The organism is Rouxiella aceris (assembly GCF_012933545.1).
GTDB classification, from domain to species: Bacteria; Pseudomonadota; Gammaproteobacteria; order Enterobacterales; family Enterobacteriaceae; genus Rouxiella; species Rouxiella aceris.
On the sequence record NZ_JAADJU010000008.1, the window covers coordinates 94,901 to 118,447 of the forward strand.

Here is a 23,547-nt window from a genome sequence, read left to right on the forward strand (position 1 = left end):
GCAAAATTATAGAGAACGTCACTAACCGGGTCTGTTGCAGACCCGGTTGTTGATTCGAAGCCCAGGGGCTTCCTGGTTCTTGTCACCGTTTTAGGAGTTATCATGAAAGCTTTACATTTTGGTGCAGGTAATATTGGCCGCGGTTTTATTGGCAAGTTGCTTGCCGATGCCCAGGTCGAGCTGACGTTTGCTGATGTCAGCCCTGCTTTGCTGGATGCACTTAACAGCCGTAAAGGCTATGACGTGCACGTTGTCGGTGAACAGGCGACCGTTGAGCCTGTCAGCAATGTAAGCGCCGTGAACAGCGCCGGTCAGGACGCCATCAACCTTATTGCTCAGGTTGATCTGGTGACTACCGCCGTCGGCCCGACCGTGTTGGAAAAAATTGCCGGTAATGTGGCAAAAGGCCTGGTGCTGCGTCACCAGCAGGGCAATGACAGCCCACTGAATATCATCGCTTGTGAAAATATGGTGCGCGGTACCAGCCAGTTTAAACAGCATGTATTCAACGCGCTGCCAGAAGATGAAAAAGTCTGGGTTGAAGCGCACGTTGGCTTTGTTGACTCTGCCGTTGACCGCATTGTGCCACCCGCTGCTGCCGGGACTACCGATCCGCTGGAAGTTACCGTGGAAACCTTCAGCGAGTGGATCGTTGATAAAACCCAGTTTAAAGGCCCGCTGCCTGACATCAAAGGCATGGAGCTGACCGATAATCTGATGGCCTTCGTTGAACGCAAGCTGTTTACCCTTAATACCGGTCATGCGATTACCGCTTATTTGGGTCAGCAGGCTGGTCATGCTACTATCCGCGACGCTATCCTCGACCCGCAAGTGCGTGCCGTGGTTAAAGGCGCCATGGAAGAGAGCGGCGCGGTATTGATCAAGCGCTATGGTTTTGATGCTGACAAACATGCAGCCTACATCCAGAAGATCCTTTCCCGCTTTGAAAACCCGTATCTGCACGATGACGTTGAGCGCGTTGGTCGTCAGCCACTGCGTAAACTCAGTGCGGGCGATCGCCTGATCAAGCCTCTGCTGGGTACCGAAGAGTATCAGTTACCGCACGCCAATCTGGTGGTCGGTATCGCAGCCGCCATGCGTTATCGCAGCGAGCAGGATCCGCAGGCGCAGGAGCTGGTTGCCCTGCTCAGCAAACTGGGACCGAAGGCAACGCTGGCGCAGATTTCCGGTCTACCGATCGATGGCGAAGTGGTGGCTCAGGCTGTCAGCGTCTACGAGAAAATGCACTAATAGTAGTCGCAATAAATTAATAACCCCAGGGCATTGACGCTGCGGCGTCAAGTACATGGGGAGGCCAACACCAGGTAAAGATAGCCTTGTCGGGCGGCGTCACACTGCCGTCCGGCAAGTGTCAATCAGGGATGACGCCGTGGGCGTTGATAGACTCACTTAACATCGTGAATAGCGACCATGGAAAAAGCACAGGCGTTCGAAAATCGAGTATTGGAAATGCTAAATGCGGGCAAAACCGTACGCAGCTTTTTAATGACCGCGGTAGAACTGCTGGCCGAAGCGCTGGATATGCTGGTCGTTCAGGTATTTAGAAAAGATGACTATGCGGTGAAATACGCCGTTGGGCCATTACTGACCGGCACAGGTCCCCTGGGGGAGCTGTCGGTACGTTTGAAATTAATTTATGCACTGGGTGTGATTGGTCGTAACGAATACGAAGACGCCGAGCTGTTGATGGCGCTGCGTGAAGAACTGAATTACGACGGCAATGAATACCGTTTTACTGACGATGAAATCCTCGGTCCTTTTGGCGAACTGCACTGTGTCAGCGAGCTGCCGCCAGCCCCGACCTTTCTCAAGCCAGGTGAGGCTGACGAGTCGTTAATCGCCATGCAACGCCAGCGCTACCAGCAGATTGTACGTTCCACCATGGTACTTTCCGTCACCGGATTGATTGCCCATATCAGCAACCAGCAACCCTCTCGCCTGTCACCGGTTAAACGCTGATCGATTTACCCCGCTGCCGTTAACTCCAAGCCGTTTTTAACTCGTCAACCACCAGCCAGAGCGCGGTTAACGCCATCAGTCCTGCCATCAGAGTATTAAACGCCTTGAGTTTCCATTCCACCTGTAGCGCCTGACGCAGCCGATCGCCCATCAAGGCCCAAATTACTACACACGGGAAGTTGAGCACTGCAAAGCCCAGACAGTTAACCAGCGTGTGGTGCAGCATATTGCCCTGCGGAGGGGTAAACAGGATAGCGACGTTGGTGGCCATCAGCCAGGCTTTGGGATTTACCACCTGGAACAGTGCGCCGTTGATCAGTCGCATTGGGCGCTGCTCGGCCTTGCTTTGCGGCGTGGCAGAACGAAATATTTTCCATGACAACCAAAACAGATAACTGCAGCCAACAATGGCCATGGGCAAACGGATCACCGCCATCCAACTCAATAATACCGCCAGCAAGGAGGTCGTCAGTGCGCATTGTAGGGAGCAGCCGAGGGTGATACCCAGTGTCATGGGCAAGGTTTTTCGCAAACCAAAGTTAACACCCGACGAGGCCAGCAGCAGATTGTTGGGGCCCGGGGTAATAGACATCACGGTGACGTAACTGACAAAAGCGGTATCCAACATCGACTGTCCCTTATAAAAAATGCCCGCCAGCGGCTGGCTGATAGGTGATTAGCATAAGTCACAGAAAGGATTTGGGTACAGAGACAGTTTTTGTATATTGTTATGGTTACAGTGTGATAAAAATAAAACTGTAACTACTATATTGACAGGAATTGACACCATGGCCGAATTGATACCCGATACCCTTATCGATGTCCCAACAGAGACGCGTTATCACCAGCTTGCCGATCGGCTGGCGGCGGCCATTCGCCGGGGTACGCTGCTGCCCGGCAGTCGTTTGCCTTCGGTGCGGCGCAGTGCCGAAACGCATCGGGTCAGTATTAATACCGTGGTGGCTGCCTATCGTCGTCTTGAAGACCGCGGGCTGATTGAAGCACGGCCACAGTCCGGCTTTTACGTTTGCAATGCACTGCCGGTGCTGGAAAGTCGGGTAGAGGAGTTCTCCCCGGCGGCGGAGCCGTCCAATGACGTGCTGGCGCTTATCGACACGGTGTTTGCGGCGCAGCTTAATCCGGCTTATACCAATATCTCCCTGGCGTGTCCGCAGACCACAGATTTCTACCCCGGTGGCAAATTGGGACGCATTATGTCCTCGTTGTTGCGCCGTCAGCCGCAGCTGATTGGGCAATATGCGTTGCCGCCGGGTAGTTTGCATCTACGGCAGCAGATAGCACGACGTTCAATGGCGCTGGGCATGATGCTGGAGCCAACTGATATCACGCTGACCCATGGCTGCATGGAGGCGTTACAACTGGCGCTGCGGGTGACTACCAAGCCGGGTGATAGCGTAGGGCTGGAGACGCCGACCTATTTTTACCTGCTGCCGTTATTGGCCAGTCTGGGACTGAAAGCGGTGGAAATTCCCACCGATCCGCAGGATGGCCTCTCCCTGGACGCCCTCGAGCTGCTGTTAAATGAAAAACGGCTGCATGCGGTGATCGCCATGCCAACGGCGCAAAATCCGATGGGATTTACCATGCCGCTGGCGGCGAAAAAGCGCCTGGCAAAGCTGATGAACGATCACCAGGTGCCGCTGATTGAAGACGGCCTCTATGCCGAAATCCAGTTTGGCCCCACGCTTTCGCCGGCGGTAAAATCCTTTGATACCCATGGCTGGGTGCTGTTTTGTACCAGTTTTACCAAAACCCTGGCACCGGATTTTCGTATTGGCTGGATGGCGGGCGGCCGTTTTGCCGAAAAACTGCGCCATCTTAAAGCCGTATCCTCCATGTCGGAGTCGGCGCTGTTGTCGGAAACACTGGCGGTATTTTTGGAGTCAGGGGGCTTTGACCATCATCTGCGTACGCTAAGAAGACGCTATGCCGCCCAGGTTGATGAAGCCAAATCGCTGATTGTGCGCTATTTCCCGCAGGGAACCCGTGCCACACAGCCTAAAGGCGGTTTTGTTTTTTGGGTCGACCTTCCGCCCGCAGTGGATACGGTCAGGCTTTTTGAGCAGTTGCTTGAGGAAAAGATCTGTATGACGCCAGGGACGCTATATTCCCCCAGCGGCCGCTATCGCAATGCGCTGCGGCTCTCCTGCTGTTATCCGTTTAATGCCCGCTATACCGAGGCACTGGCGCGGGTGGGACGGCGAGCCTGTGAGATAAGTGGATTACCGCCCGGTATCGTTACGCAGGCTGCTGAATGAGCAACTTCCTGTTACACTAGTCGTTGATTCCATTTTCCTCCATCCTGCCCCTCATTGTGACGGCGCCTGATGGCATACGGGTTACCAAGATGAAAGAACAAGAAAAAGCCGAGATTAAGCGCCTGAGCGATATGCTGGACGCCTTGAATCATAAAGATGTTACCGTTATTCAGCAGGGCGTGACCGAGCTGATTGACCAGCATATGAAAGAAAAAGAGAAGTTGGCGGCGGAGATCGAACGTCTGCGCAATGTGCGTGTCAGCAAGCTGAGCGTCGAAGCGCAGAAGCTGGCAGGTTTGCCTTTTAGCCGCGAGATCACCAAGAAAGAGCAGGCAGATATGGGCACATTGAAGAAAACCGTGCGCGGTATTGTGGTGGTGCATCCGATGACCGCTCTGGGCCGTGAAATGGGGCTGAAAGTGGTCACCGGTTACGCCAAAAAAGCCTTTTGATTATGCCATGATGGCTGCCTGTTGCGCGGCCATCATAAGAGCTACCCCTCGCTGTTTCCGGCGAAGGGGCCTTCCTCGCCCGGTGTTACTCTTTTTTCTCGCTATTAAACAACCGACGATTAAAATCCTCGATCTTGCGATTCAGCAGGCGCATTTGCATCATTTTTTGCCAGCTTGCCGCCAACCCTGCCGCCGACATCAAGCGACGATACTGCTCTTCATCAAACGGCATGCTATAGGCAATGGCGATCGCCTGCGCTACCGACATCTCGCTATTACGGGTCAGCAGCTCCAGAGGACGGTCGCCGCTGACCTTGCCGGCAGTGATCACCCGATATAGCCAGCCGCAACGCCCGCTCTGCTGCAGTTGCAGGGATAAATCCTGGCACTGTAGCCAGGTATTGAGCTTGTAGCAGGGCTGACGCGGTTGCGTCACCTGAATCAGCGCGTCTCCCCAACGGAAAATATCGCCAATAAATACGTTATCTTCGGTTAGCCCCAGGGTGGAAATATTTTCCCCCAGCGCGGGCGGATGAAAGTTGCCTTCCTGCTCGGGAAATTGCTGACGCAGCCAGGCGTAATGCTCGCGGGGAAAATGACACAGTGCGCGATCGGCGCCGCCATGATATTCCAGCGCGGCCTGTTCGTCGCCTTCAAGTCCCTCCAGGGTCAGTAACAGACTGCCGTCGACCTGACGTTTGGCAATCGCGCTGCTCACGCCCTGTCCCAAAGGTTTTATCGTGCCGATATAGACATCCGGATTATGCATATTGCCCCCGTGGTGGTGCTCATGTTAACAAACAGCATAACCTGCCTTGTCTGGCTTAAACAGGTAATAAAAAACCCATGCGTGGCATGGGGTTGAGTTTGATGACAAAGTCGTCTTGATGATCGAGATTCCCGGGCATAGCACACCTAGGGGCGCTCCGGCGGGCAAGCCCGCTACGACCCCAACGGTGCACTCTCCCTAATAATGGACTTTGTCAGCAGTCTGAAAAAACCCATGCGTGGCATGGTTTTTTTTAGCTCAGGCACGGAGTTAGAAGGTTTCCCAGTTATCCTTGTCGTTCTGACGCGGCGTAAAGGTGGTGACTTTGGCCGCAGCGGGCACCAGGGTGCCGGTTTTATTACTGTTCTCGCCGTTGGTAAGGCGGAATACCGATACAGCGCGGGACAGCGCACGGGCCTGTTCTTCAAGGGTGTCGGCGGCTGAGGCAGACTGTTCAACCAGCGCGGAGTTTTGCTGGGTGGTGGTATCCATCTCGACAATTGCCAGCGAGATCTGATTGATACCGCGACTTTGCTCGTCGGAGGCCGAGGCAATTTCGCTCATGATATCGCGTACGTCGGAGACCGATTTCACGATATCCTGCATGGTATGACCGGTTTTTTCTACCAGTTTCGCGCCGCTGTTTACCCGTTCAACGGATTCGGCGATCAGCCCTTCAATCTCTTTGGCAGCCTGCGCACTGCGCTGTGCCAGACTGCGTACTTCACTGGCGACCACCGAGAATCCGCGACCCTGTTCACCGGCACGGGCAGCTTCTACCGCCGCATTCAGTGCCAGGATATTGGTCTGGAAGGCAATACCGTTAATGACTGAGGTGATTTCCGCAATACGTTTAGAGCTGCCGGAAATCTGCTGCATAGTCAGTACCACATCACTGACCTGCTTGCCGCCGGTTTGCGCCGTTTGCGAGGCTTCGGTAGCCAGTTTGCTGGCCTGATGGGCGTTGTCGGTGTTCTGTTTCACCGTTGAACTCAGCTGTTCCATGCTGGCGGCGGTTTGTTCCACCGCAGCAGCCTGTTCTTCGGTGCGTGATGACAAATCGGTGTTACCGGATGAGATTTCTGAGGCCGCGTTTGACACTTCGCGAACGCCCTGACGGATCTCGCCAATCATATTGCGCAGGTTATCGTTCATCCCGGCAACGGCGTTCATCAACATCCCCAGCTCATCGCTGCGCACAGTAGGTTGTGCGGCAGTCAGATCGCCCTCGGCAATACGTTTGGCAATCAGCAAGGTATTATTCAGCGGCAGGGTGATCTGGCGAGTAATACCCAGGGAGATAATTACCCCGGCTACCAGGGCTGCCAGTGCAATCACACCGGTAAGCACCTCGGCATCGCGGATATCCTTGTGGGTGCTACCCAGTTCGTTTTGCGCGATTTTTACTACCAGCGCGTTCATCTCACCCGCTTTTGCCGACAAGGTTTTGGAATAGGCGGCTTCCTGCTCATAGGCGGGAATATAAGCGACAATGCGCGATTTAAAGCCGGACAGGGTGGTGACCAGAGGAGCCAGCGTAGTCTGTTGCTCAGGCAGCAGCAGGGCATTAAGTTTTTTGGTGTTATCCAGGGTGATATCGATTGATTTCAACACCTCGGCTTCGGCCTTTTTATCCATGACCAACAGCAGGTTACTGGCGTCATAACGGATACTGATCAGCTTCTGGATCATTTCGGAAAGTGACAAACGAATGGCTGGGTCGGCATCCTCTACGCGAAGTTGTTGCTGCAGCGCTTTGGCGATAGCTTCACTTTCAGAGAGATTCCAGCTGTCGCGAATGGCATTTTTGGCGGTTACCGCACGTTGAAAATCTGCCTGGGCAGCGGTGTATTGTTTGATACGCTCAGGGAGCATATTGAAATCGGCCTGAATACTCTCATCCCACTGCAGTTGGGCGCCAGGGCCAGTCACCATTTCAAGTATGGCACTGATTTTTTCGCGGTTTTTTTCGAGATACTGAGGGTCGTAATTGATCTGGTATAGGGTGCGGTTAACGCGTGCTTCACTGAGCAGATTGCTCATTTTAATACTGAAGTCGACTTTATCGGCGCGTTGATTAATATCGTTAAACTTTAATAACACTGTTGCTGCAATGGCGATCACCAGCATTAAAATCAGACCAAAACCCAAACCGAGCTTTTTCCCAACACGAAGATTTTCTACTCGTTGTAACAAACCTATTCCACTACCCATAGATACGCTCCGCCAGATTCCCTGCAAAGAGGCAAGTTTGTTGAATATAAAGACCCTGAGACAGGGCTATCGGTGGCGGGGGGTAAAACTTTAGAGAAAAGGTTAGCTATATTTCACTATTGTGAGGGCGGTTCCATAAAATTGCAGGCCAATGAGATTCATTACACTTTGGCCTGCAAGGTCAATAAAACGTGGCGGTTAAAAATCTTCCCAATCTTGTTGTTGCCTGGTCAATGCCGGCTTCGCCGGAGCAGCAATTTTTACCAACTCCCTGGGTTGATTAAATGCCGGGCGTTGCTGGCCGTTATTTTCCTCCAGGCGGAAGACGGCGACCGCCGCATCAAGCAAGGTCGACTGTTCTGCCAGTGAATTGGCAGCGGCAGCGGATTGCTCGACCAAGGCGGCGTTCTGCTGAGTAGTGCTGTCCATTTCGACTATTGCCAATGAAATCTGATTGATACCACGACTTTGCTCATCGGAGGCCGAGGCAATTTCACTCATGATATCGCGCACATCGGAGACCGATTTAACAATTTCTTCCATGGTGTGTCCGGTATTCTCCACCAGTTTTGCACCACTGTTTACCCGTTCAACCGATTCGGCAATCAGCCCTTCAATCTCTTTGGCCGCCTGCGCGCTGCGCTGTGCCAGATTACGTACTTCGCTGGCGACTACCGAGAATCCGCGGCCCTGTTCACCGGCGCGGGCAGCTTCCACCGCCGCATTCAGTGCCAGGATATTGGTCTGGAAGGCAATGCCATTGATCACCGAGGTAATTTCCGCAATACGTTTCGAGCTGCCGGAGATCTGCTGCATGGTCAGCACCACATCACTGACCTGCTTGCCGCCGGTTTGCGCCGTTTGCGAGGCTGCAGTGGCCAGTTTACTGGCGTGATGAGCGTTGTCGGTGTTCTGTTTTACCGTGGAACTCAGTTGTTCCATGCTGGCGGCGGTTTGTTCCACGGCCGCAGCCTGCTGTTCGGTGCGAGAGGAGAGATCGGTATTACCGGCGGAGATTTCAGCGGCGGCATGGGCTACCTGACTGACACCCTGACGGATTTCGCCAATCATATTGCGCAGATTGTCGCTCATGCCAGCGACGCTGTTCATCAGCAGGCCCAACTCATCGCGACGTGTACTGTGCGCGGCAAAGGTTAAATCCCCACGGGCTATGCGTTCCGCGGTGCCGAGGGTGGCACGCAGCGGCAGGGTGATTTGCCGCGAAATCCACAGCGCGACGCTAATGCTAAACAGCAGCGCCAGCAGCGTGACGATCAGCATAATATTAATGGCGTTGGCGACGTCATTATTGGTGTTGGTCAGCTGTGTCTTAACGGCGGTCTCGACCAGGGTATTCATCAGTGTGGCTTTATTGGTCATCTCCAGCGCGGCCTGCTGCTCATGCTGATAGGCGGGGACATAAGAGAGCACGCTGGCTTTATAGCTTTGCAGCCGATCCAGCAGGGGGGCCATAAGACTTTGCTGCTCGCTGGTCAGGTTATTATCCAGAGAACGCAGCGAGTTGGCTGCCGTATCTGCCGCCTGGCTTAACAGCGCCTGGGTGTCACTGGAAGGGGCCGCCACCAGACCGCGGACCATGTAATGGACGTTGAGCAACTGGTAATCAAGGTCGCTGATGGCGATTTGCAGTTGTGGCGTCATGCTGGCCGCCAGCTGTTGCTTGAGTTGCGTAAAGGCTACTTCACTCTTTGACAGATTCCAGCTGTTTTTAAGGGTGTCACGCTCGTTAAATGATTGCGTGAAGTTATCCATAGACGCCTGGTACTGGGTGACCAGATCGGGAAAAGCATTGAGCTTGGCCAGCAGTTCCGGAGCCCAGTCATAGTGAGGCATCTGCTCTTTGAAAATAGCCACGGCTTTTGCGAGGTTGTCGGTATGTTGCTGGAGATAGGTCTTATCATGGGTCATCTGATAATGCAGACGATTATCTCGGGCATTGCCTAACAGGGTGCTAATGGAGGTATAGAAATCGATTTTCTCCATTCGCTGTTTGATGGTCACCAGCTTGTTAATACCGGCGGCGGCCACGATAGCGGTAAAGAGCAGAACCAGCCCGAAACCCAGGCCGAGTTTTTTTCCTACCCGCAGATTTTGCATACTGCGGGTCCATACGTTTGAATTTGACATAGTAATTTTGTTTACCTTTTCCCTACGGCTTAATGGGCGGTGTTTTTGGCAGATGTCGCCAGGCCCTGATACAAGCCTGGCATTTTTTCTCCAATGCCTTGTATCGGTTAACAAAACGGCAAACTTTAGTCAAAAAGACGATATTGTGTAACATTAGGTTCGTTTCGACAGGATCTGCTGGCGAGAGGCAAATTATTTCAGTATTGGCAGGCGGTAGCGGCGGCTAAAAACAGTAGGGCAGAAAAAAAACCGACAGCGCAAGCACTGTCGGTCCGGGTAGATATTAACAGAATCGGTATTGTCAGATTATTTGGCTTCAGCCAGGCGTTTTGCCGCTTCGTCCCAGTTGACTACAGACCAGAAGGCCTTGATGTAGTCAGGACGTTTGTTCTGATATTTCAGGTAGTAAGCGTGTTCCCAAACGTCGAGAGCCAGCAGTGGATAACCGGCAGCGCCAGAGATAGCTTCGCCCATTACCGGACTATCCTGGTTAGCCGTAGAGACTACCGCCAGTTTGCCATCTTTCAGTACCAGCCAGGCCCAACCAGAACCAAAGCGAGTAGCAGCCGCTTTTTCGAAGGCTTCTTTGAAAGCGTCAACGCTGCCGAAGTCACGTTCGATAGCGGTTTTCAGTTCGCCCTGCAAAGTGGTGCCGGTTTTCAGGCCTTTCCAGAACAGACTGTGGTTGGCATGGCCACCTGCGTTGTTACGCAGTGCCACTTTTTTGTCTGCTGGCACTTTGTCCAGGTTGGCGATCAGTTCTTCAACAGACAATTTAGCCAGCTCTGGCAAGCTTTCCAGTGCGGCATTGGCGTTGTTCACATAAGCCTGGTGATGCTTGCTGTGATGGATTTCCATCGTTTCTTTATCGAAATGTGGTTCAAGTGCGTCATACGCGTAAGGCAGGGATGGTAGTGAATAACTCATGTTCATCAGCTCCATTTATGTTGGGCAGTGCAGGGTAATATGAGCACTGCGTAATCAGTCGGATCATTATAGTTAATAAATTGATATTGAAAATGATTATCTATGCTCCGCACTTTGTGTGGGTACTGCGCAGCCCGCGTTATCCGTGGCTTAGAGCAAGATGGACTAATCAGTTAATAAAGGTTCTAAGCACGTGCTATCAAATGTTATCGACCAACCTTTGCGGATGGGTATACACCGTAGCGCGTCCCGGCTTGCTAAAACCGACCAGCGTCAGGTTACAGCGTTCGGCGACATCAACGGCAAGCGAGGTGGCCGCCGATACCGCAAACAGGATCTCAATACCGCACATCGCGGTCTTTTGCACCATTTCATAGCTGGCGCGGCTGGACACCAACGCGGCACCGGCCTGCCAGGTGGGTTGCCGGGCTTTAAGTCCCAGCATCTTATCCAGCGCAACATGACGTCCCACGTCTTCACATCCACCAAGCAGTTGGCCCTGAGTATCAATCCAGGCGGCGGCATGGGTGCAACCGGTGAGCTGACCGATAGGTTGCACAGATTGCAACTGCGATAGCGCATGATCCAGATGACCGACGGTAAAGGTCTGGGTAAAGGGCAGCGGTGCCAGTGGCCGAAACAGATCGCCCAACTGCTCAATACCGCAGACGCCACAGCCGGTACGACCGGCCATCGCCCGCCGACGCTCTTTCAGTCCGGCAAAACGGCGGCTGGAGAGTTCGATATTAACCTCAATACCGTTACAGTTTGTGGTCACCTCGAGGCCGTAAATATCGCGCACCGATTCGATAATGCCCTCGGACAGCGAAAAACCGACGGCAAACGCCTCAAAATCTTTCGGTGAGGCCATCATCACCACATGGGATATGCCGTTGTAGACCAGGGCGACCGGGACTTCTTCGGCCACCCAGTCCGGCTGACTGTCGGCCAGGTTACGACGCTGAACAACGAGACGCTGTTGCAGGCCCGGCATGGTTGAAACGTCGGGCGTTTGTTGGGTGAGAGGGCTGTTCAATATAATTTCCATTGGCTAAAAAAGGTCGCTACTGCCTGTCCACTAGGGTAGTCCTAACCCCAGGGAAAATGAATCCCCCCACGGCGCATATTGCTGGTAAAAAGCGCAGCGACTGCTAGTTTTATAAGGCGTCGGGCAATAATTTTTGCTTTTGCCACACCAGGATAAGGAGGGTTTAATGAAGTTGATTGGCAGCTATACCAGTCCTTATGTGCGTAAAATCTCGGTGATCTTGCTGGAGAAAGACATCCCCTTTGAATTTGTTAACGATCCGCCGACTTCCGCAGGTAGCAAAGTTACCGAGTTTAATCCGCTCGGCAAAGTTCCAGCCTTGCTGACCGACGAGGGCGAGGTGTTTTATGATTCGCCGATCATTGTGCAATACCTTGAACTGCTCAATATCGCTCCCACCCTGTTGCCCTGGGAACCGCTCGAGGCGCTGCGGGTTAAACAAATTGCTGCACTGGCCGATGGGGTGACTGACGCGGCGGTGGCGCTGGTATTGGAAAATCGGCGAGATGCCTCGCAACGTAATGAACAGTGGCTGATCCGCCAGCGCGGCAAAGTGTTGCGCGGTCTCGACCAACTGGAGAAATATGCCAGTGAGGGGCAGCGGCTAAATGGCGAAAGTCTGAACGTCGCCGATATCAGCGTGGCCTGCACTCTGGGCTATCTTAACTTTCGCCATATTGCCCCAGGCTGGTGTGTCGAACGTCCGACGTTAATCAAGCTGGTGGAGCGACTTTTTGCCCGCGAGAGCTTTGCCCGTACTCGCCCATCCTGAAGGCATGCTCCCCGTATTTATCCCATTTTTAATGACGAATATTTAATCTGTGAGACAACTCGAAGAGTTGTCTTTACAAAGCATCGTGCAATTTTTGTACGTCTAAACTGATAACAGCAAGCTGTAAGTTTGCAGGCAACACTCCAGGTTTATCTCGCTAAACCTACCGCGATATGGGAATAAAAAGGGGAAGAAACATGGCCTATGACAAAGTGTCACCCGCAATCAAACCCGAGGAATATGGATTCCCGCTCAAACTTAAACAACGCTACGATAATTTTATCGGCGGGGAGTGGGTCGCCCCGGTTAAGCAGCAATATTACAGCAACCTGACGCCGATCACCGGTGAGCCACTGTGTGAAGTGGCCAGTTCCAGTGCCGAGGATATCGAGCTGGCGCTGGATGCCGCCCACAAAGCCAAAGATGCCTGGGGACGAACCTCGGTACAGGACCGCGCCAACCTGCTGAACAAAGTGGCCGACCGTATGGAGGCCAATATCGAGTTATTGGCCAATGCCGAAACCTGGGACAACGGTAAGCCTATCCGCGAAACGAGCGGAGCTGATGTGCCGCTGGCCATTGACCACTTCCGCTACTTTGCTGCCTGCGTACGTGCGCAAGAGGGCGGTATTAGCGAAATAGACAATGAAACTGTCGCTTATCACTTTCATGAACCGCTGGGCGTGGTGGCGCAGATTATCCCCTGGAACTTCCCACTGCTGATGGCCTGCTGGAAAATGGCACCGGCGCTGGCGGCAGGTAACTGTATTGTACTGAAACCGGCCAAGCTGACCCCGCTGTCGATACTGCTGCTGATGGAGCTGGTGCAGGATATTTTACCTCCTGGCGTGATCAACGTGGTGAACGGTGCCGGTGGCGAAATCGGTGAATATCTCGCTACCTCAAAACGTATTGCCAAAGTTGCCTTTACCGGCTCTACCGAAGTCGGCCAACAGATTGCCGGCTATGCGGCGCAAAACCTGATCCCCGCTACCCTGGAGCTGGGCGGTAAATCGCCGAATATCTTTTTTGCCGACGTAATGGATAAAGAAGACAGCTTTTTTGATAAAGCGCTGGAGGGATTCGCCCTGTTTGCCTTTAATCAGGGGGAAGTCTGTACCTGTCCAAGCCGGGCGCTGGTGCAGGAGTCGATTTTTGAGCGCTTTATGGAACGGGCAATTAAACGTGTTGAAGCTATCCGCACCGGTAATCCTCTCGATGCCGATACGCAGATGGGGGCGCAGGTCTCCGCAGGTCAGTTGAAAACCATACTGGATTATATCGAGATTGGTAAAAGAGAGGGTGCAGAAGTGCTGACCGGTGGCGCACGTAAAAAATTCGAAGGGTCACTTAACGAAGGCTATTACCTGCAGCCGACTATTTTGCTGGGTAAAAACAATATGCGCGTTTTCCAGGAAGAAATTTTTGGACCTGTGCTGTCGGTGACCACGTTCAAAGATATGGAAGAGGCGTTAGCGATTGCCAATGATACCAGCTATGGCCTCGGTGCCGGTGTCTGGAGCCGGGACGGTAATATTGCCTACCATATGGGCAGAAGGTTGCAGGCCGGTCGCGTATGGACCAACTGCTATCACGCTTACCCGGCACATGCGGCCTTTGGTGGCTACAAGCAATCCGGTATTGGGCGTGAGACGCATAAAATGATGCTCGACCACTATCAGCAAACCAAGTGCCTGCTGGTCAGTTACTCCGATAAAGCGCTCGGCCTGTTCTGAGTTATTGTCGGCTATCCGGCTTGGTTACTGATATCTGCGCCCGCCAATAAAACGGTGGGCGCATTTTTTTAGAGGGCGGGTTCTGTGGTAGCGGTTTTGCGGTGACGAATAAATACCGTGACCAGTGCCAACCACAGCAGCCCGCTTAACAGGTTAAACAGGTTGAACCACCCGCTGCCACCGCCAAGATAGGCCTGCTTGGCCAGCTCAATGCCGAGGGTAAACACCAGCATACTGATCATGCCCATGGCGGCAGAAACCGTACCTTTGCTCATTTCGCTGGAGAATAATGTCAGGCGATATAATCCGGCGTTGGCGATACCAATGCCAAATGCATACAGGCTCAGCCCGGCTGTCATCCAGAGATAGGCGTGACCCGCCAGCAGGGTGGCCAGGGCGGCGATAAACAGGCCGACCACCATCGGTGCCGCGCCCAATTTAATCAATTGCTCCACACTGCGTTTGCCGGTCAGTTTAGCCAAGGTCAGATTGCCGATGATCAGCGCCCCAAATACTGGCACCTGTAACAAACCATAATCAAAAGCGGTCAGACCTTCGCCGCTGATTAAAATGACCGGCGACTGGGCAATCCATGCCAGCAGCGGCAGGCTGGCAAAACCGATGGCCAGTGAACCACAAATAAACTGCAGATTTTTCAGGACGATCTTATAGTCGCGCAGCAAACTGCGAAACGAGAACTCCTCGCCAATGCGCGATGCGGTTTCGGGCATGGATTTACTCAGGCCACAAAAGGCAATGGCGGCCAGCAGGGCGAAGAGCAAAAACATCGACTGCCAGGGAGCAAACTGGATCAGTGCCGCACCGGCCAGCGGGCCGAGCAGCGGTGCCGCCAGGGCAACGTTGGCCATCAGTGCCGTAATGCGAATGCACACCGATTCTTCAAAAGATTCCTGAATGGTGGCGTAGCCAACGGCACCAATAAAGCACAGGCTGATCCCCTGGAAGAAGCGGATCACCATAAATTGTTCTATGGTTTGCGCCAGGAGGATCGCCAGACAACTGACGACAAAAAATCCGACGCCCGCCAGCATCACCGGTCGACGTCCACGGCGATCCGACAGTGGTCCCAGCAGCCATTGCAAAAACATACCGCCAGCCAGATAGGCGGTCATTGAGGTGGGGACCCACTCTTCGCCAGCGTTGAAGTTGGCGACAACGGCCAACATGCCGGGTTGGATCATATCGTTGGCGATATAGGTCGCAAATTCAAACAGTACCAGGCACAAAGGAAACAATAGTGCCTGACGGCCCAACAGGGACGCAGTCTTCGGTGAGTTATGCATATTCACTTCACAAAAAAGGGCCAATTAATTGATAATTAGCAGAAAAAATGGACTGTCCGGGCGGGTGACGCAAGCGGAGTCAGTAATGCGGGTTATTCTGCCGAAAATTTAAACAAATGGCAATGCTCTTTCAGCCGTTAAGCACAATATGAGACCCTGTATTTAAGCTGGTAGCGAAGTAATTATCGACCAAATGGTTATTAATGGCTATTAAGTTAGAAAATAATTAAGGATTAAGGCAATAATGAGTCAAAAAATAGCCTGGATAGACAACCTTCGTGCTCTGGCCTGTATGATGGTGGTGATGATCCATGCCAGCACCTTTCAGGTAGTCAATTTTGCCACGATTAATTCCTTGAGTTGGCAACTGGCTGATGTGCTTAATGCCTTTTCCAGGGCCGCTGTTCCGGTATTTTTTATGATTTCCGGTTATCTTTTTTGGGGCGAAAAAAGTGCCCGGCCACGTCATTTTTTGCGTATCGCACTGTGCTGGTTTTTTTACAGCGCGCTGGCGGTTTTTTATCTCTACGTCAGCACAAAGATGGGTTTTTGGCCGTTATTAAAAAATATTTTACAAAGGCCGGTTTTTTACCACCTTTGGTTTTTCTATGCCATTGGGGGGGTCTATCTGCTTTCGCCGTTTATCGCCATCAAAAAGGTATCGTTACCGCTGCTGGTGACCGTGGCTATGGTGCTGGGGGTGCTGGCCAATCCTCAGTTGCCGGCCCTTAACTGGCAGGGATTTCATCTGCTGCCGCTTAATCTCTATATCACCGGCGATGCCTTTTATTATCTGCTGTATGCGCTGTTTGGCCGCGCCCTGGGCATCCTTGATTACGATAAACCTTGGCTGGGTTGGGCGGCCGCGACCACATTTGTGGCCAGTAGTCTGTTGATTGCCATTGGCACCGAGCTGCAGTCGCAGCATAACCAGAATTTTGCCAGCACCTATTATTTTTACTGCGGTCCGCTGGTGTTTATCGCTGCGCTGGCGCTGTTTCTCTGGGCCAGACAGGCGCTGGCGCGTCTTAGCTGGCCGCCACTGAGGTTGATCTCGCGCCACTCATTGGCGATTTATGGCTTTCATGCCTTTATTATCATTGGCTTGCGCAGCAGTCATCTCGATTTTCCCCGCTACCCGCTATTGAATATAGCCTGGTTGTTTATTAGCGGGTTGCTGGGCGGATTGTTGCTGGCGCTGTTGTTAAGCCGGGTCGATGGTAAACGCTGGGTCAGCTGAATTTATTCATTTTGCCAGCGCTGTTGGGCGCGTCGCAGTTGGCGGCCTGAGGAGAATCCCGCCGCCAGAGCGGCTTTTTCCAGACCGAATCCCTGTTGTATGCGCTGCCTGGCGATGGCGATACGCAGTTGTTCATGATAGTCACGCACGCTGATGCCGAGGTATTGGCGAAACAGCCGGGTGAGATGGCGACCGCTGATATGCGCCCGGGCTGCTACCTCTTCCACCTGCCAGGGGGATTCCGGTTCGGCGGCAATGACATTTTGCGCGCGATGAACCGCCGGGTGCAGATGGTTGCGGTACTGTAGCCAGGGTGAAAGCTGGGGATCCTCCCCCGTCCGTCGAAAATAGACCACCATTTCCCGCGCCACATCCAGCGCGGCCTGCGGCCCAAGATGGCGGCCAATCAAGTACAGCGCGACATCGATACCGGCGGTGATACCCGCGCTGGTCAGAATATGACGATCCTCGACAAATATCCGATTGTCTTTCACCAACGCTGCCGGCACACGCTCGCGCAGGCGCGGGATCACCGCATGATGCGAGGTACACTGGTAGCCGTCGAGCAGCCCGGCCATACCCGCCAGCAGACTGCCGGAACAGATGCATACCAACTGAATGTCTCCCTGCTCAATGCGTGTTTTCTGCATTTTTAGCCAGCGGCAGGCTGCCTGCGCTGGTGGCGTTTCAAACTCGGTGGCAGAGTTATTGACGCCTGGCAGCACAATAATGCTGTGATCTGGCAGGACATCAGGCAGTGGTGCCAGGCGACTGACCACCAGACCGGTGGTCAGCTCAACCTCGGCAAGCGGGCCGACGTAGTGCAGGCTGAACTGGCCGCTCAGGCGCAGGGTTTCCGCCGGGCCGGTGAGATCCAGCGCCAATGAACCCGGCAGGGTGACAAAGAAAACATCGCGCAGCATATCACTCCAGATTGAGGGTTAAGTGTTGTTGCATATAAGCAGCAATATCCGGCGTCGGTTGCAGCAGAGTGTTAACGAAGGCATCGCGTTCAAAGGCCATCACTTGCATATCCCAGACACAGAAGGATTCGGTGATAGCTTCGCGCCATTGACCCTGCTCGGTGACCCAGATCTTTATGCGCAGCTCATTTTCATTGTCCCACCAGCCGACAACCAGATAATCCATGGTTTTCCCCCGGTGCTCCAGCATCCAACCGACGCCGGGACGATCGGCGGTAATCGCCTGCGGCGGCAACCAACTGGCGACCCGGCTATAGGCACGCTCAAAGATATCGGCGGCAGAAGTGGTGCCTGCAAACTCGATGCCGTAGCGTTTAAGCTGCCAGTCGGCAAATTTCCAGGTTGCCAGCGGCGTAATTTTACGCGGCAGATAGGGTTTGGCTTGCCAGTGCTCTGCGGGCGGCGTGGTTTTCGGCTGATTTTCCGCCAGTTGATCCAGTTCAGCCAGGGCGCCTGCGACATCAGTAATACGGGCAAAGCGCTCGGTCAGTACCAGCTCGGTACGCAGCTTGATATCTGCCGCGCTTAACGTTGCTCCCTGTGGGTGCTGCATGGGGAAGGTCAGGGTCGCTTCGGTAACAAAGGTCACCTTAAAACCGAGATCTGAGGCAACGCGGGCAGTGGTTTCACAGCACTGCTCGGTGCGCATACCGCAGATAATCAGATGATCGATCTGACGTTCCCGCAGCCAGAGTTCGAGGCCCGACTCGGTCAGCGCATTATGCACATGTTTATAAATCCTCACCTGTGGCTGATGGCTGAGAAACGACATGGGAACAACCAGGCCAGAGTCGAGGGAAAAAGGGCCCTGGCTGACGTGGAAGACGTCGACCAGCGGTACGTCGCGGCGTTGGCAACCGTCAATCAGACGAGAGATCGCCTGTTTAAACGCTGGGAAGTCCTGTTCCTGCCAGAAATCTTTTTGTTCAAAGGAACGCTGTACGTCGATGATCAACAATGCGCTATGGGACATTTTCGGACCTCCGTTATTAAGTATAACGCCATATTGCGCGTGGCATTAAAACATAAGAAGGCCAAAAACGGACATGATGATGGCTGCGGGGGACGACCTGTCGATCGGGTATCGTCCCCTGGGGAAATCAGCCACCGTAATGCCGGACAGTTAGTTGCCGACAATACCAATCAGATTGATATCGTAAACCAGCACCGACTTAAGCGGCACCAGCGGTGGGGCCGTTTCCTGGGTATAAATTTTGCTGGCAGGCAGCACGATTTTTATTTTTCCCCCGGCACCGAGCATTTTCACCCCTTCCTGCAAAGGGGGCGGCAGCTCGTCGAGGTACAGCGTCACCGGTCCCCCCTGTTTGGCGGTGTCACTGACCACAACATGGTTAGACAGTGACTCTTTCAGCGAGATACGCAGCTGGCTACCGGCTTTCGCTTTATCTTTTTTGCCAGCCGCGGCAATTTTGTAGCTAAAGCCGGAAGGATGCTGGCGTACCCCTTTTTGCCTGGCGAACTCTTTAAGAAAGTTATCGCTGTTTTTCGTAGACTGTTTGGCCAGGGCTGCCAGCTTTTTGTCGGTTTGCTGCTTGAATTCGTTGAGCGCTTTGCCAATTTCGCCATCGCTAAGGATCGACTTATGCACCAGCCCATCCTGCAGACCGTTTAGCAAGGATTCAGGATCGAGCGTTAAGCCAATCTGCTGTTGCTGACGGGCGATTTCGTTGAGCTGATTGGCAAACATAATGCCGTTGGCATAGGCCTGTTTTTGCGCCGAGGACTCGGGTTTGGTTCGGGGTTTTGCCGTCAGCGCGCTGGCAGAGACTGCTGCTTGCCGGGCTTTCAGGGCCTTATCGGCAGCCGCCAGCTGATTTTGCAACTGCTGGATCTTGCCTTCCTGCTGTTTATTGGCGTCGGCCGCTTTTTGCAACTGCTGTTGCAGCGCTGAACTGGCGGCCGCAGGTTGCTGGCTCAGTTTTTCAGCGGCGGCCAGCTTGCCCCTGACCTCGTCGATTTCGCGCGTGAGTTGGCCGATTTTTTCCTGACTGGCGTGTTGATCCTGTTGCAGATTCCATTTGCTCAGGTTGCTTAAAAAGGTAGCCAGGATTTTATTAATGGGTTCGGCGGCAGGAGGAGGTGGACAGGACGTTGGTCGGGGGGGACTTTTGCTGGCCGACTGTTGGAGCTGGGCAAGTTGCGCTGACAGCGCGTCTATTGATGAGCGAGACTTTTTGCCCTGTGCATCAATTTCCTTTTGCAGCTCGGCGCGCTGTTTTTTCAACGCAGAAATTTCTGTCAGATAGTCCCGGTTGGCACTCTGCGCATTACTCGATTGTACCCGCGGTGCGACGTTTTTTTCTGTAGCAATCTCCGCACTGTCCAGACTGTCTAAAAAAACCTGATGGCTCTGCGTTAATAGCGACAATACCTCGGCATCAATCTCCTGTGCTGATACCTGGGCCTCTGCCGCCTGGGCCGAGTTGCCGGATAATAACAGCGCCACGACCAGCGCCAGCGTCTTCCTTTCCATCCTTGCTCTCCTTACCACCGACTGTCATGCGGTTGAATTAACGTTTCTCGATGCGTTGTAACAGCGATTGAGTCAAATCTACCCGGATGTCATTGCAGGTCTTGGCAATGCGGTATTGGAAAGCGGAATCAAGGATCACGCTCATATCATTGTTGAGGCTATTGCGCACCTGGACGTACGTTTTCGCTTCGCTCAGCAAATGGTTTAGTTCGCTACTTTTGCCTTGATACTGCTTGGCATCGACCTTTTTAAGGGCATCCAGCTCCTTCAGGCAAAACTTGAGCATGGCCTGATCTTCGACCTGATTGGCACCGCTGATGTGGGTAGCCGCAGGCGGGGGAGTATAGGTCGTGGCGGGTGCTACCGGTTGCGCAACAGGGGGGTCAACCGGGAAGGGTTTAACGATGGGAGAAGGTTTGCTTGCGCTTTGGCATCCCAGCAGAGAGAGCGAGAGGCTCAAGATTACGACGCATTTTTTCATGATGTTCAGACTCCAGGGTAAAACTGCCGGGCAAATTCCATCGCCAGACTATTTTTACTTATTTTTAGAAACCTATTGCGCAGCTGTGGAAACAACCTCCAGATGAAATGATACGGCGTTCGTCGCAGCAATAGACGTGAATAAAAACGCGATTAAGCCGTCGGAAAATTAAGATTTTTAGTAGGTCTTTCGTCCCGAAACTTGGTCGCAACTCACTCTATTATAGAAATAAAAAAAATGCAGCCACAAAAAGCGGCTGCGTTTTATACAATTTAATTTAGGCAAAAAAAATGCTTAAAACACCAGTTGCACCTTCGATGCTTTAGATTTATCTAACGCAAAATCCAGAGCCTGAGTGAGATCGGTTTGCGGATATTCCGCCGACAGCAGCGGCATAGGATCGATCACTTTGTCAGCCAGCCATTGCACGGCAGTAGCAAATTCTTCGGTAAAACGGAAACTGCCGACCCATTTAATCTCTTTGGCGATCAGCATCATCATTGGGAAGTCCGGGATCGCACCGCCCATACCCACTTGCACCAGTGTACCCCTGGCACGGGTCACTTCCAGGCAGCGACGAATAGAGGAGTGATGACCGGAGGCATCAAAGGAAATATCAAAATAGCCCTTATCCAGCAGATAAGGCGCAAAATCGCCACCGGCAGCCTGCAGGGTTTGCGTTGCCCCCATCGCCAGAGCAATCTGCAAACAGCGTTCGCTCAAATCGGTACAGACCACTTGCGCCGCGCCCTTGGCTTTGGCCGCGGCGACAATCAGGCTGCCAATTGGGCCGACGCCGGAAACAAACACCGTTTTACCGCTGACATCACCGGCCTGATTGACTGCATGGATCGCCACCGCCAGCGGTTCGGCAAACACCATCAGGCGATCGCTGACTGCGTTGTCATAGGGGATACACTGCGCGCTATCGACGATTTTATGCTGGGTAAAGGCACCGTTGATATGCGGAAAGTACATGGCACTACCAAAGAATTTCATGGTGGTGCACTGGTTCTCTTCACCAGCCAGGCAGTATTTGCAGCTTTTGCAGGGTTTGCTCGGATTAAGCGCCACTTTCTGCCCGGGTAGCAGCGCGGCGCTGTCTGACTGTTCCACCACACCGACCACCTCGTGGCCGAGTACCATGGCTTCTCTGACTTTGAAATCGCCCACCTGACCGTGTTCGTAATAATGCAGGTCAGAACCGCAGATCCCGCCGCGGGTCACTTTTACCAGAGTACCTGTCCCCTGATAATCGAGCTGTTGGTCGATCACCGCGACGTCTTTCTTCCCGGTTACTACGCAAGATTTGGTTTCGATTTTCATATTATATGGCTCTTTGTCTGGCGGTTTATCCGATCAGTAAAGAGGCTTTGCCGCAGGCGAAATGTGATAACCATCACTTAACAGAGTGTTACCAAATCTTGTTACCTATAACATGAAGGACCTCAACATTTATGCCGCCCGGTGGGCGGCGTTCAGCGCTTTGTTCCCTTGTCTTGCGCCGAAGTTTGCCCAGGAATACCGAGGATGCAGTGGGTGATAACGCCGCCGATCAATCCCCAAAATGCCGAGCCGACGCCAAATAGCTGTACGCCGGAGGCGGTGATCAGAAAGGTGATCACCGCGGCATCACGCTGTTTCTCTTCGCTCAATGCGCGATACAGACTGCCGGAAAACGTGCCCAGCAGCGCCAGACCGGCAATGGTGTGGATCAAGGCTGCCGGTAGCGCAGTAAATAAGGTGCCTATGGAGCCGCCCATCAGCCCGGCCAGCAGATAAAACCCTCCGGCAGCCACAGCGGCGGTATAGCGTTTACCAGGATCGGGGTGGACGTCTTCCCCCATACAGATAGCGGCGGTGATCGCCGCAATGCAGACAGAAAACACGCCAAAGGGAGCCAGTAGCAAGGCCAGCAGGGCGGTTACGGCAATTAGCGGTGAAACCGGCAGTCGATAGCCGGAGGCATGCAGAGTGGCGATCCCCGGTGCGTTTTGCGAGGCCATGGTAACCACAAAAAATGGCACGCCAATGCCCACCAGCGTTGCCCAGGAAAAGTGCGGCATAATTAATGCCGGCGCGGCAAAATGCAGTGACTGACCGTGAAAAGCGATACTTCCCTGCCATGCCGCAATCACCAGCCCGGCGCACAGCGCGAGGATCACCGCAAAGCGCGAGAAAAAGCGCCGCGCCAGCAGATAAACCAGACACATGCTTGCGGCCAGCAGCAAATTGCTTTGCAGCGAGGTAAAGGCCTCAAGACCAAAGCGCAGCAGGATACCGCCGAGCATGGCGGCTGACAGCGCCTGCGGAATATAGTGCATCAGCCTGGCAAACAGCCCGCTAACGCCGCATAAAAAAATCAGGCCGCTGGCAAAAACAAATACGCCAATGGCGTCATTGATTGAGGTGCCCGGCAGGCTGGTAACCAGCAGGGCGGCCCCTGGCGTTGACCAGGCGGTGACTACCGGCGTGCGGTAGTAAAGGGATAAGCCGATGCTGGTGACGCCCATACCAAGGCCCAGCATGCTAAACCAGCCGCCGATCTGTTCGCCACTGGCCCCGGCGCTGGCCGCAGCCTGAAACACAATGGCGGCAGAGCTGGTATAGCCTACCAGCACGGCGACGAAACCGGCGATCACCGCCGAGAAGGACCAATCTTGCAGACTTGCGCGTGATGACATGGTCGGACGTCCTTTGGTTTGCTGGCGGTATCTTGG

The 23,547-nt window shown here is 53.5% G+C and carries 20 protein-coding genes; 7 read left to right on the plus strand and 13 right to left on the minus strand.

Going from position 1 to position 23,547, the window contains the following annotated elements; all coding sequences use genetic code 11:
• Positions 1–102: 102 nt before the first annotated feature.
• Positions 103–1,251 carry a mannitol-1-phosphate 5-dehydrogenase gene (locus GW590_RS15575; RefSeq protein ID WP_169403980.1) on the plus strand — a complete coding sequence of 383 codons (1,149 nt, stop codon included), beginning with the start codon at positions 103–105 and terminating at the stop codon, positions 1,249–1,251.
• Between the two features lie 180 nt (positions 1,252–1,431).
• Positions 1,432–1,980: an MltR family transcriptional regulator gene (locus GW590_RS15580; RefSeq protein ID WP_211186797.1), complete on the plus strand. Its 549-nt coding sequence runs from the start codon at positions 1,432–1,434 to the stop codon at positions 1,978–1,980.
• A 19-nt stretch (positions 1,981–1,999) separates the two neighbouring features.
• On the opposite strand, the gene GW590_RS15585 is transcribed toward GW590_RS15580, so the two are convergent.
• Positions 2,000–2,608: a LysE family translocator gene (locus GW590_RS15585; RefSeq protein WP_169403981.1), complete on the minus strand. Its 609-nt coding sequence runs from the start codon at positions 2,606–2,608 to the stop codon at positions 2,000–2,002.
• A 160-nt stretch (positions 2,609–2,768) separates the two neighbouring features.
• Between GW590_RS15585 and GW590_RS15590 the strand changes: the two genes are divergently transcribed.
• Together GW590_RS15590 and GW590_RS15595 are read left to right on the plus strand one after the other, a co-directional pair.
• Positions 2,769–4,259: an aminotransferase-like domain-containing protein gene (locus GW590_RS15590; protein WP_169403982.1), complete on the plus strand. Its 1,491-nt coding sequence runs from the start codon at positions 2,769–2,771 to the stop codon at positions 4,257–4,259.
• Between the two features lie 89 nt (positions 4,260–4,348).
• Positions 4,349–4,711 (plus strand): YibL family ribosome-associated protein, encoded by a 363-nt coding sequence (locus GW590_RS15595; RefSeq protein WP_169403983.1) that lies wholly within the window; start codon positions 4,349–4,351, stop codon positions 4,709–4,711.
• Between the two features lie 85 nt (positions 4,712–4,796).
• Here the strand turns inward: GW590_RS15595 and yiiM are convergent, their stop codons facing one another.
• The 5 genes from yiiM to fdhD form a co-directional block, all read right to left on the minus strand.
• Entirely contained in the window at positions 4,797–5,480 is a 684-nt protein-coding gene (gene yiiM / locus GW590_RS15600; RefSeq protein WP_169403984.1) for a 6-hydroxyaminopurine reductase, read from the minus strand.
• Between the two features lie 270 nt (positions 5,481–5,750).
• Entirely contained in the window at positions 5,751–7,694 is a 1,944-nt protein-coding gene (locus GW590_RS15605; protein ID WP_169403985.1) for a methyl-accepting chemotaxis protein, read from the minus strand.
• Positions 7,695–7,892: 198 nt separating this feature from the next.
• Entirely contained in the window at positions 7,893–9,842 is a 1,950-nt protein-coding gene (locus tag GW590_RS24560) for a methyl-accepting chemotaxis protein (RefSeq protein ID WP_169403986.1), read from the minus strand.
• 306 nt (positions 9,843–10,148) lie between these two features.
• Entirely contained in the window at positions 10,149–10,769 is a 621-nt protein-coding gene (gene sodA / locus GW590_RS15615) for a superoxide dismutase [Mn] (protein WP_169403987.1), read from the minus strand.
• Positions 10,770–10,968: 199 nt separating this feature from the next.
• A complete protein-coding gene (gene fdhD, locus GW590_RS15620; RefSeq protein ID WP_235955967.1) occupies positions 10,969–11,763 on the minus strand; it encodes a formate dehydrogenase accessory sulfurtransferase FdhD in 795 nt (264 codons plus the stop codon).
• 220 nt (positions 11,764–11,983) lie between these two features.
• Between fdhD and GW590_RS15625 the strand changes: the two genes are divergently transcribed.
• Both GW590_RS15625 and exaC read left to right on the plus strand, forming a co-directional pair.
• Positions 11,984–12,589: a glutathione S-transferase gene (locus tag GW590_RS15625; protein WP_169403989.1), complete on the plus strand. Its 606-nt coding sequence runs from the start codon at positions 11,984–11,986 to the stop codon at positions 12,587–12,589.
• 197 nt (positions 12,590–12,786) lie between these two features.
• Complete coding sequence (exaC, locus tag GW590_RS15630) at positions 12,787–14,325, plus strand: acetaldehyde dehydrogenase ExaC (protein WP_169403990.1); 1,539 nt, start codon at positions 12,787–12,789, stop codon at positions 14,323–14,325.
• Positions 14,326–14,393: 68 nt separating this feature from the next.
• Here exaC and GW590_RS15635 read toward each other — a convergent pair whose 3' ends face one another.
• Positions 14,394–15,629 carry an MFS transporter gene (locus tag GW590_RS15635; protein ID WP_169403991.1) on the minus strand — a complete coding sequence of 412 codons (1,236 nt, stop codon included), beginning with the start codon at positions 15,627–15,629 and terminating at the stop codon, positions 14,394–14,396.
• 244 nt (positions 15,630–15,873) lie between these two features.
• Between GW590_RS15635 and GW590_RS15640 the strand changes: the two genes are divergently transcribed.
• Positions 15,874–16,869 carry an acyltransferase gene (locus tag GW590_RS15640; RefSeq protein WP_169403992.1) on the plus strand — a complete coding sequence of 332 codons (996 nt, stop codon included), beginning with the start codon at positions 15,874–15,876 and terminating at the stop codon, positions 16,867–16,869.
• Between the two features lie 2 nt (positions 16,870–16,871).
• On the opposite strand, the gene GW590_RS15645 is transcribed toward GW590_RS15640, so the two are convergent.
• The 6 genes from GW590_RS15645 to GW590_RS15670 all read right to left on the minus strand — a co-directional run bounded on the left by GW590_RS15645 (position 16,872) and on the right by GW590_RS15670 (position 23,511).
• Entirely contained in the window at positions 16,872–17,792 is a 921-nt protein-coding gene (locus GW590_RS15645; RefSeq protein WP_169403993.1) for a GlxA family transcriptional regulator, read from the minus strand.
• A gap of 1 nt (position 17,793) precedes the next feature.
• Positions 17,794–18,825 (minus strand): isochorismatase family protein, encoded by a 1,032-nt coding sequence (locus GW590_RS15650; protein WP_169403994.1) that lies wholly within the window; start codon positions 18,823–18,825, stop codon positions 17,794–17,796.
• A 150-nt stretch (positions 18,826–18,975) separates the two neighbouring features.
• Complete coding sequence (locus tag GW590_RS15655; RefSeq protein WP_169403995.1) at positions 18,976–20,346, minus strand: FKBP-type peptidyl-prolyl cis-trans isomerase N-terminal domain-containing protein; 1,371 nt, start codon at positions 20,344–20,346, stop codon at positions 18,976–18,978.
• A 37-nt stretch (positions 20,347–20,383) separates the two neighbouring features.
• Positions 20,384–20,827: a hypothetical protein gene (locus tag GW590_RS15660; RefSeq protein ID WP_169403996.1), complete on the minus strand. Its 444-nt coding sequence runs from the start codon at positions 20,825–20,827 to the stop codon at positions 20,384–20,386.
• A 294-nt stretch (positions 20,828–21,121) separates the two neighbouring features.
• Positions 21,122–22,153: an L-idonate 5-dehydrogenase gene (gene idnD, locus GW590_RS15665; RefSeq protein ID WP_169403997.1), complete on the minus strand. Its 1,032-nt coding sequence runs from the start codon at positions 22,151–22,153 to the stop codon at positions 21,122–21,124.
• A 152-nt stretch (positions 22,154–22,305) separates the two neighbouring features.
• Positions 22,306–23,511 carry a benzoate/H(+) symporter BenE family transporter gene (locus tag GW590_RS15670; protein ID WP_169403998.1) on the minus strand — a complete coding sequence of 402 codons (1,206 nt, stop codon included), beginning with the start codon at positions 23,509–23,511 and terminating at the stop codon, positions 22,306–22,308.
• Between the last annotated feature and the right edge of the window lie 36 nt (positions 23,512–23,547).

Bases quoted from the DNA above. Each gene is read 5' to 3' on its own strand.
- GW590_RS15575 (WP_169403980.1), top strand. From the start codon at position 103: ATGAAAGCTTTACATTTTGGTGCAGGTAATATTGGCCGCGGTTTTATT.
- GW590_RS15580 (WP_211186797.1), top strand. From the start codon at position 1,432: ATGGAAAAAGCACAGGCGTTCGAAAATCGAGTATTGGAAATGCTAAAT.
- GW590_RS15585 (WP_169403981.1), bottom strand. From the start codon at position 2,608: ATGTTGGATACCGCTTTTGTCAGTTACGTCACCGTGATGTCTATTACC.
- GW590_RS15590 (WP_169403982.1), top strand. From the start codon at position 2,769: ATGGCCGAATTGATACCCGATACCCTTATCGATGTCCCAACAGAGACG.
- GW590_RS15595 (WP_169403983.1), top strand. From the start codon at position 4,349: ATGAAAGAACAAGAAAAAGCCGAGATTAAGCGCCTGAGCGATATGCTG.
- yiiM (WP_169403984.1), bottom strand. From the start codon at position 5,480: ATGCATAATCCGGATGTCTATATCGGCACGATAAAACCTTTGGGACAG.
- GW590_RS15605 (WP_169403985.1), bottom strand. From the start codon at position 7,694: ATGGGTAGTGGAATAGGTTTGTTACAACGAGTAGAAAATCTTCGTGTT.
- GW590_RS24560 (WP_169403986.1), bottom strand. From the start codon at position 9,842: ATGTCAAATTCAAACGTATGGACCCGCAGTATGCAAAATCTGCGGGTA.
- sodA (WP_169403987.1), bottom strand. From the start codon at position 10,769: ATGAGTTATTCACTACCATCCCTGCCTTACGCGTATGACGCACTTGAA.
- fdhD (WP_235955967.1), bottom strand. From the start codon at position 11,763: ATGCCGGGCCTGCAACAGCGTCTCGTTGTTCAGCGTCGTAACCTGGCC.
- GW590_RS15625 (WP_169403989.1), top strand. From the start codon at position 11,984: ATGAAGTTGATTGGCAGCTATACCAGTCCTTATGTGCGTAAAATCTCG.
- exaC (WP_169403990.1), top strand. From the start codon at position 12,787: ATGGCCTATGACAAAGTGTCACCCGCAATCAAACCCGAGGAATATGGA.
- GW590_RS15635 (WP_169403991.1), bottom strand. From the start codon at position 15,629: ATGCATAACTCACCGAAGACTGCGTCCCTGTTGGGCCGTCAGGCACTA.
- GW590_RS15640 (WP_169403992.1), top strand. From the start codon at position 15,874: ATGAGTCAAAAAATAGCCTGGATAGACAACCTTCGTGCTCTGGCCTGT.
- GW590_RS15645 (WP_169403993.1), bottom strand. From the start codon at position 17,792: ATGCTGCGCGATGTTTTCTTTGTCACCCTGCCGGGTTCATTGGCGCTG.
- GW590_RS15650 (WP_169403994.1), bottom strand. From the start codon at position 18,825: ATGTCCCATAGCGCATTGTTGATCATCGACGTACAGCGTTCCTTTGAA.
- GW590_RS15655 (WP_169403995.1), bottom strand. From the start codon at position 20,346: ATGGAAAGGAAGACGCTGGCGCTGGTCGTGGCGCTGTTATTATCCGGC.
- GW590_RS15660 (WP_169403996.1), bottom strand. From the start codon at position 20,827: ATGAAAAAATGCGTCGTAATCTTGAGCCTCTCGCTCTCTCTGCTGGGA.
- idnD (WP_169403997.1), bottom strand. From the start codon at position 22,153: ATGAAAATCGAAACCAAATCTTGCGTAGTAACCGGGAAGAAAGACGTC.
- GW590_RS15670 (WP_169403998.1), bottom strand. From the start codon at position 23,511: ATGTCATCACGCGCAAGTCTGCAAGATTGGTCCTTCTCGGCGGTGATC.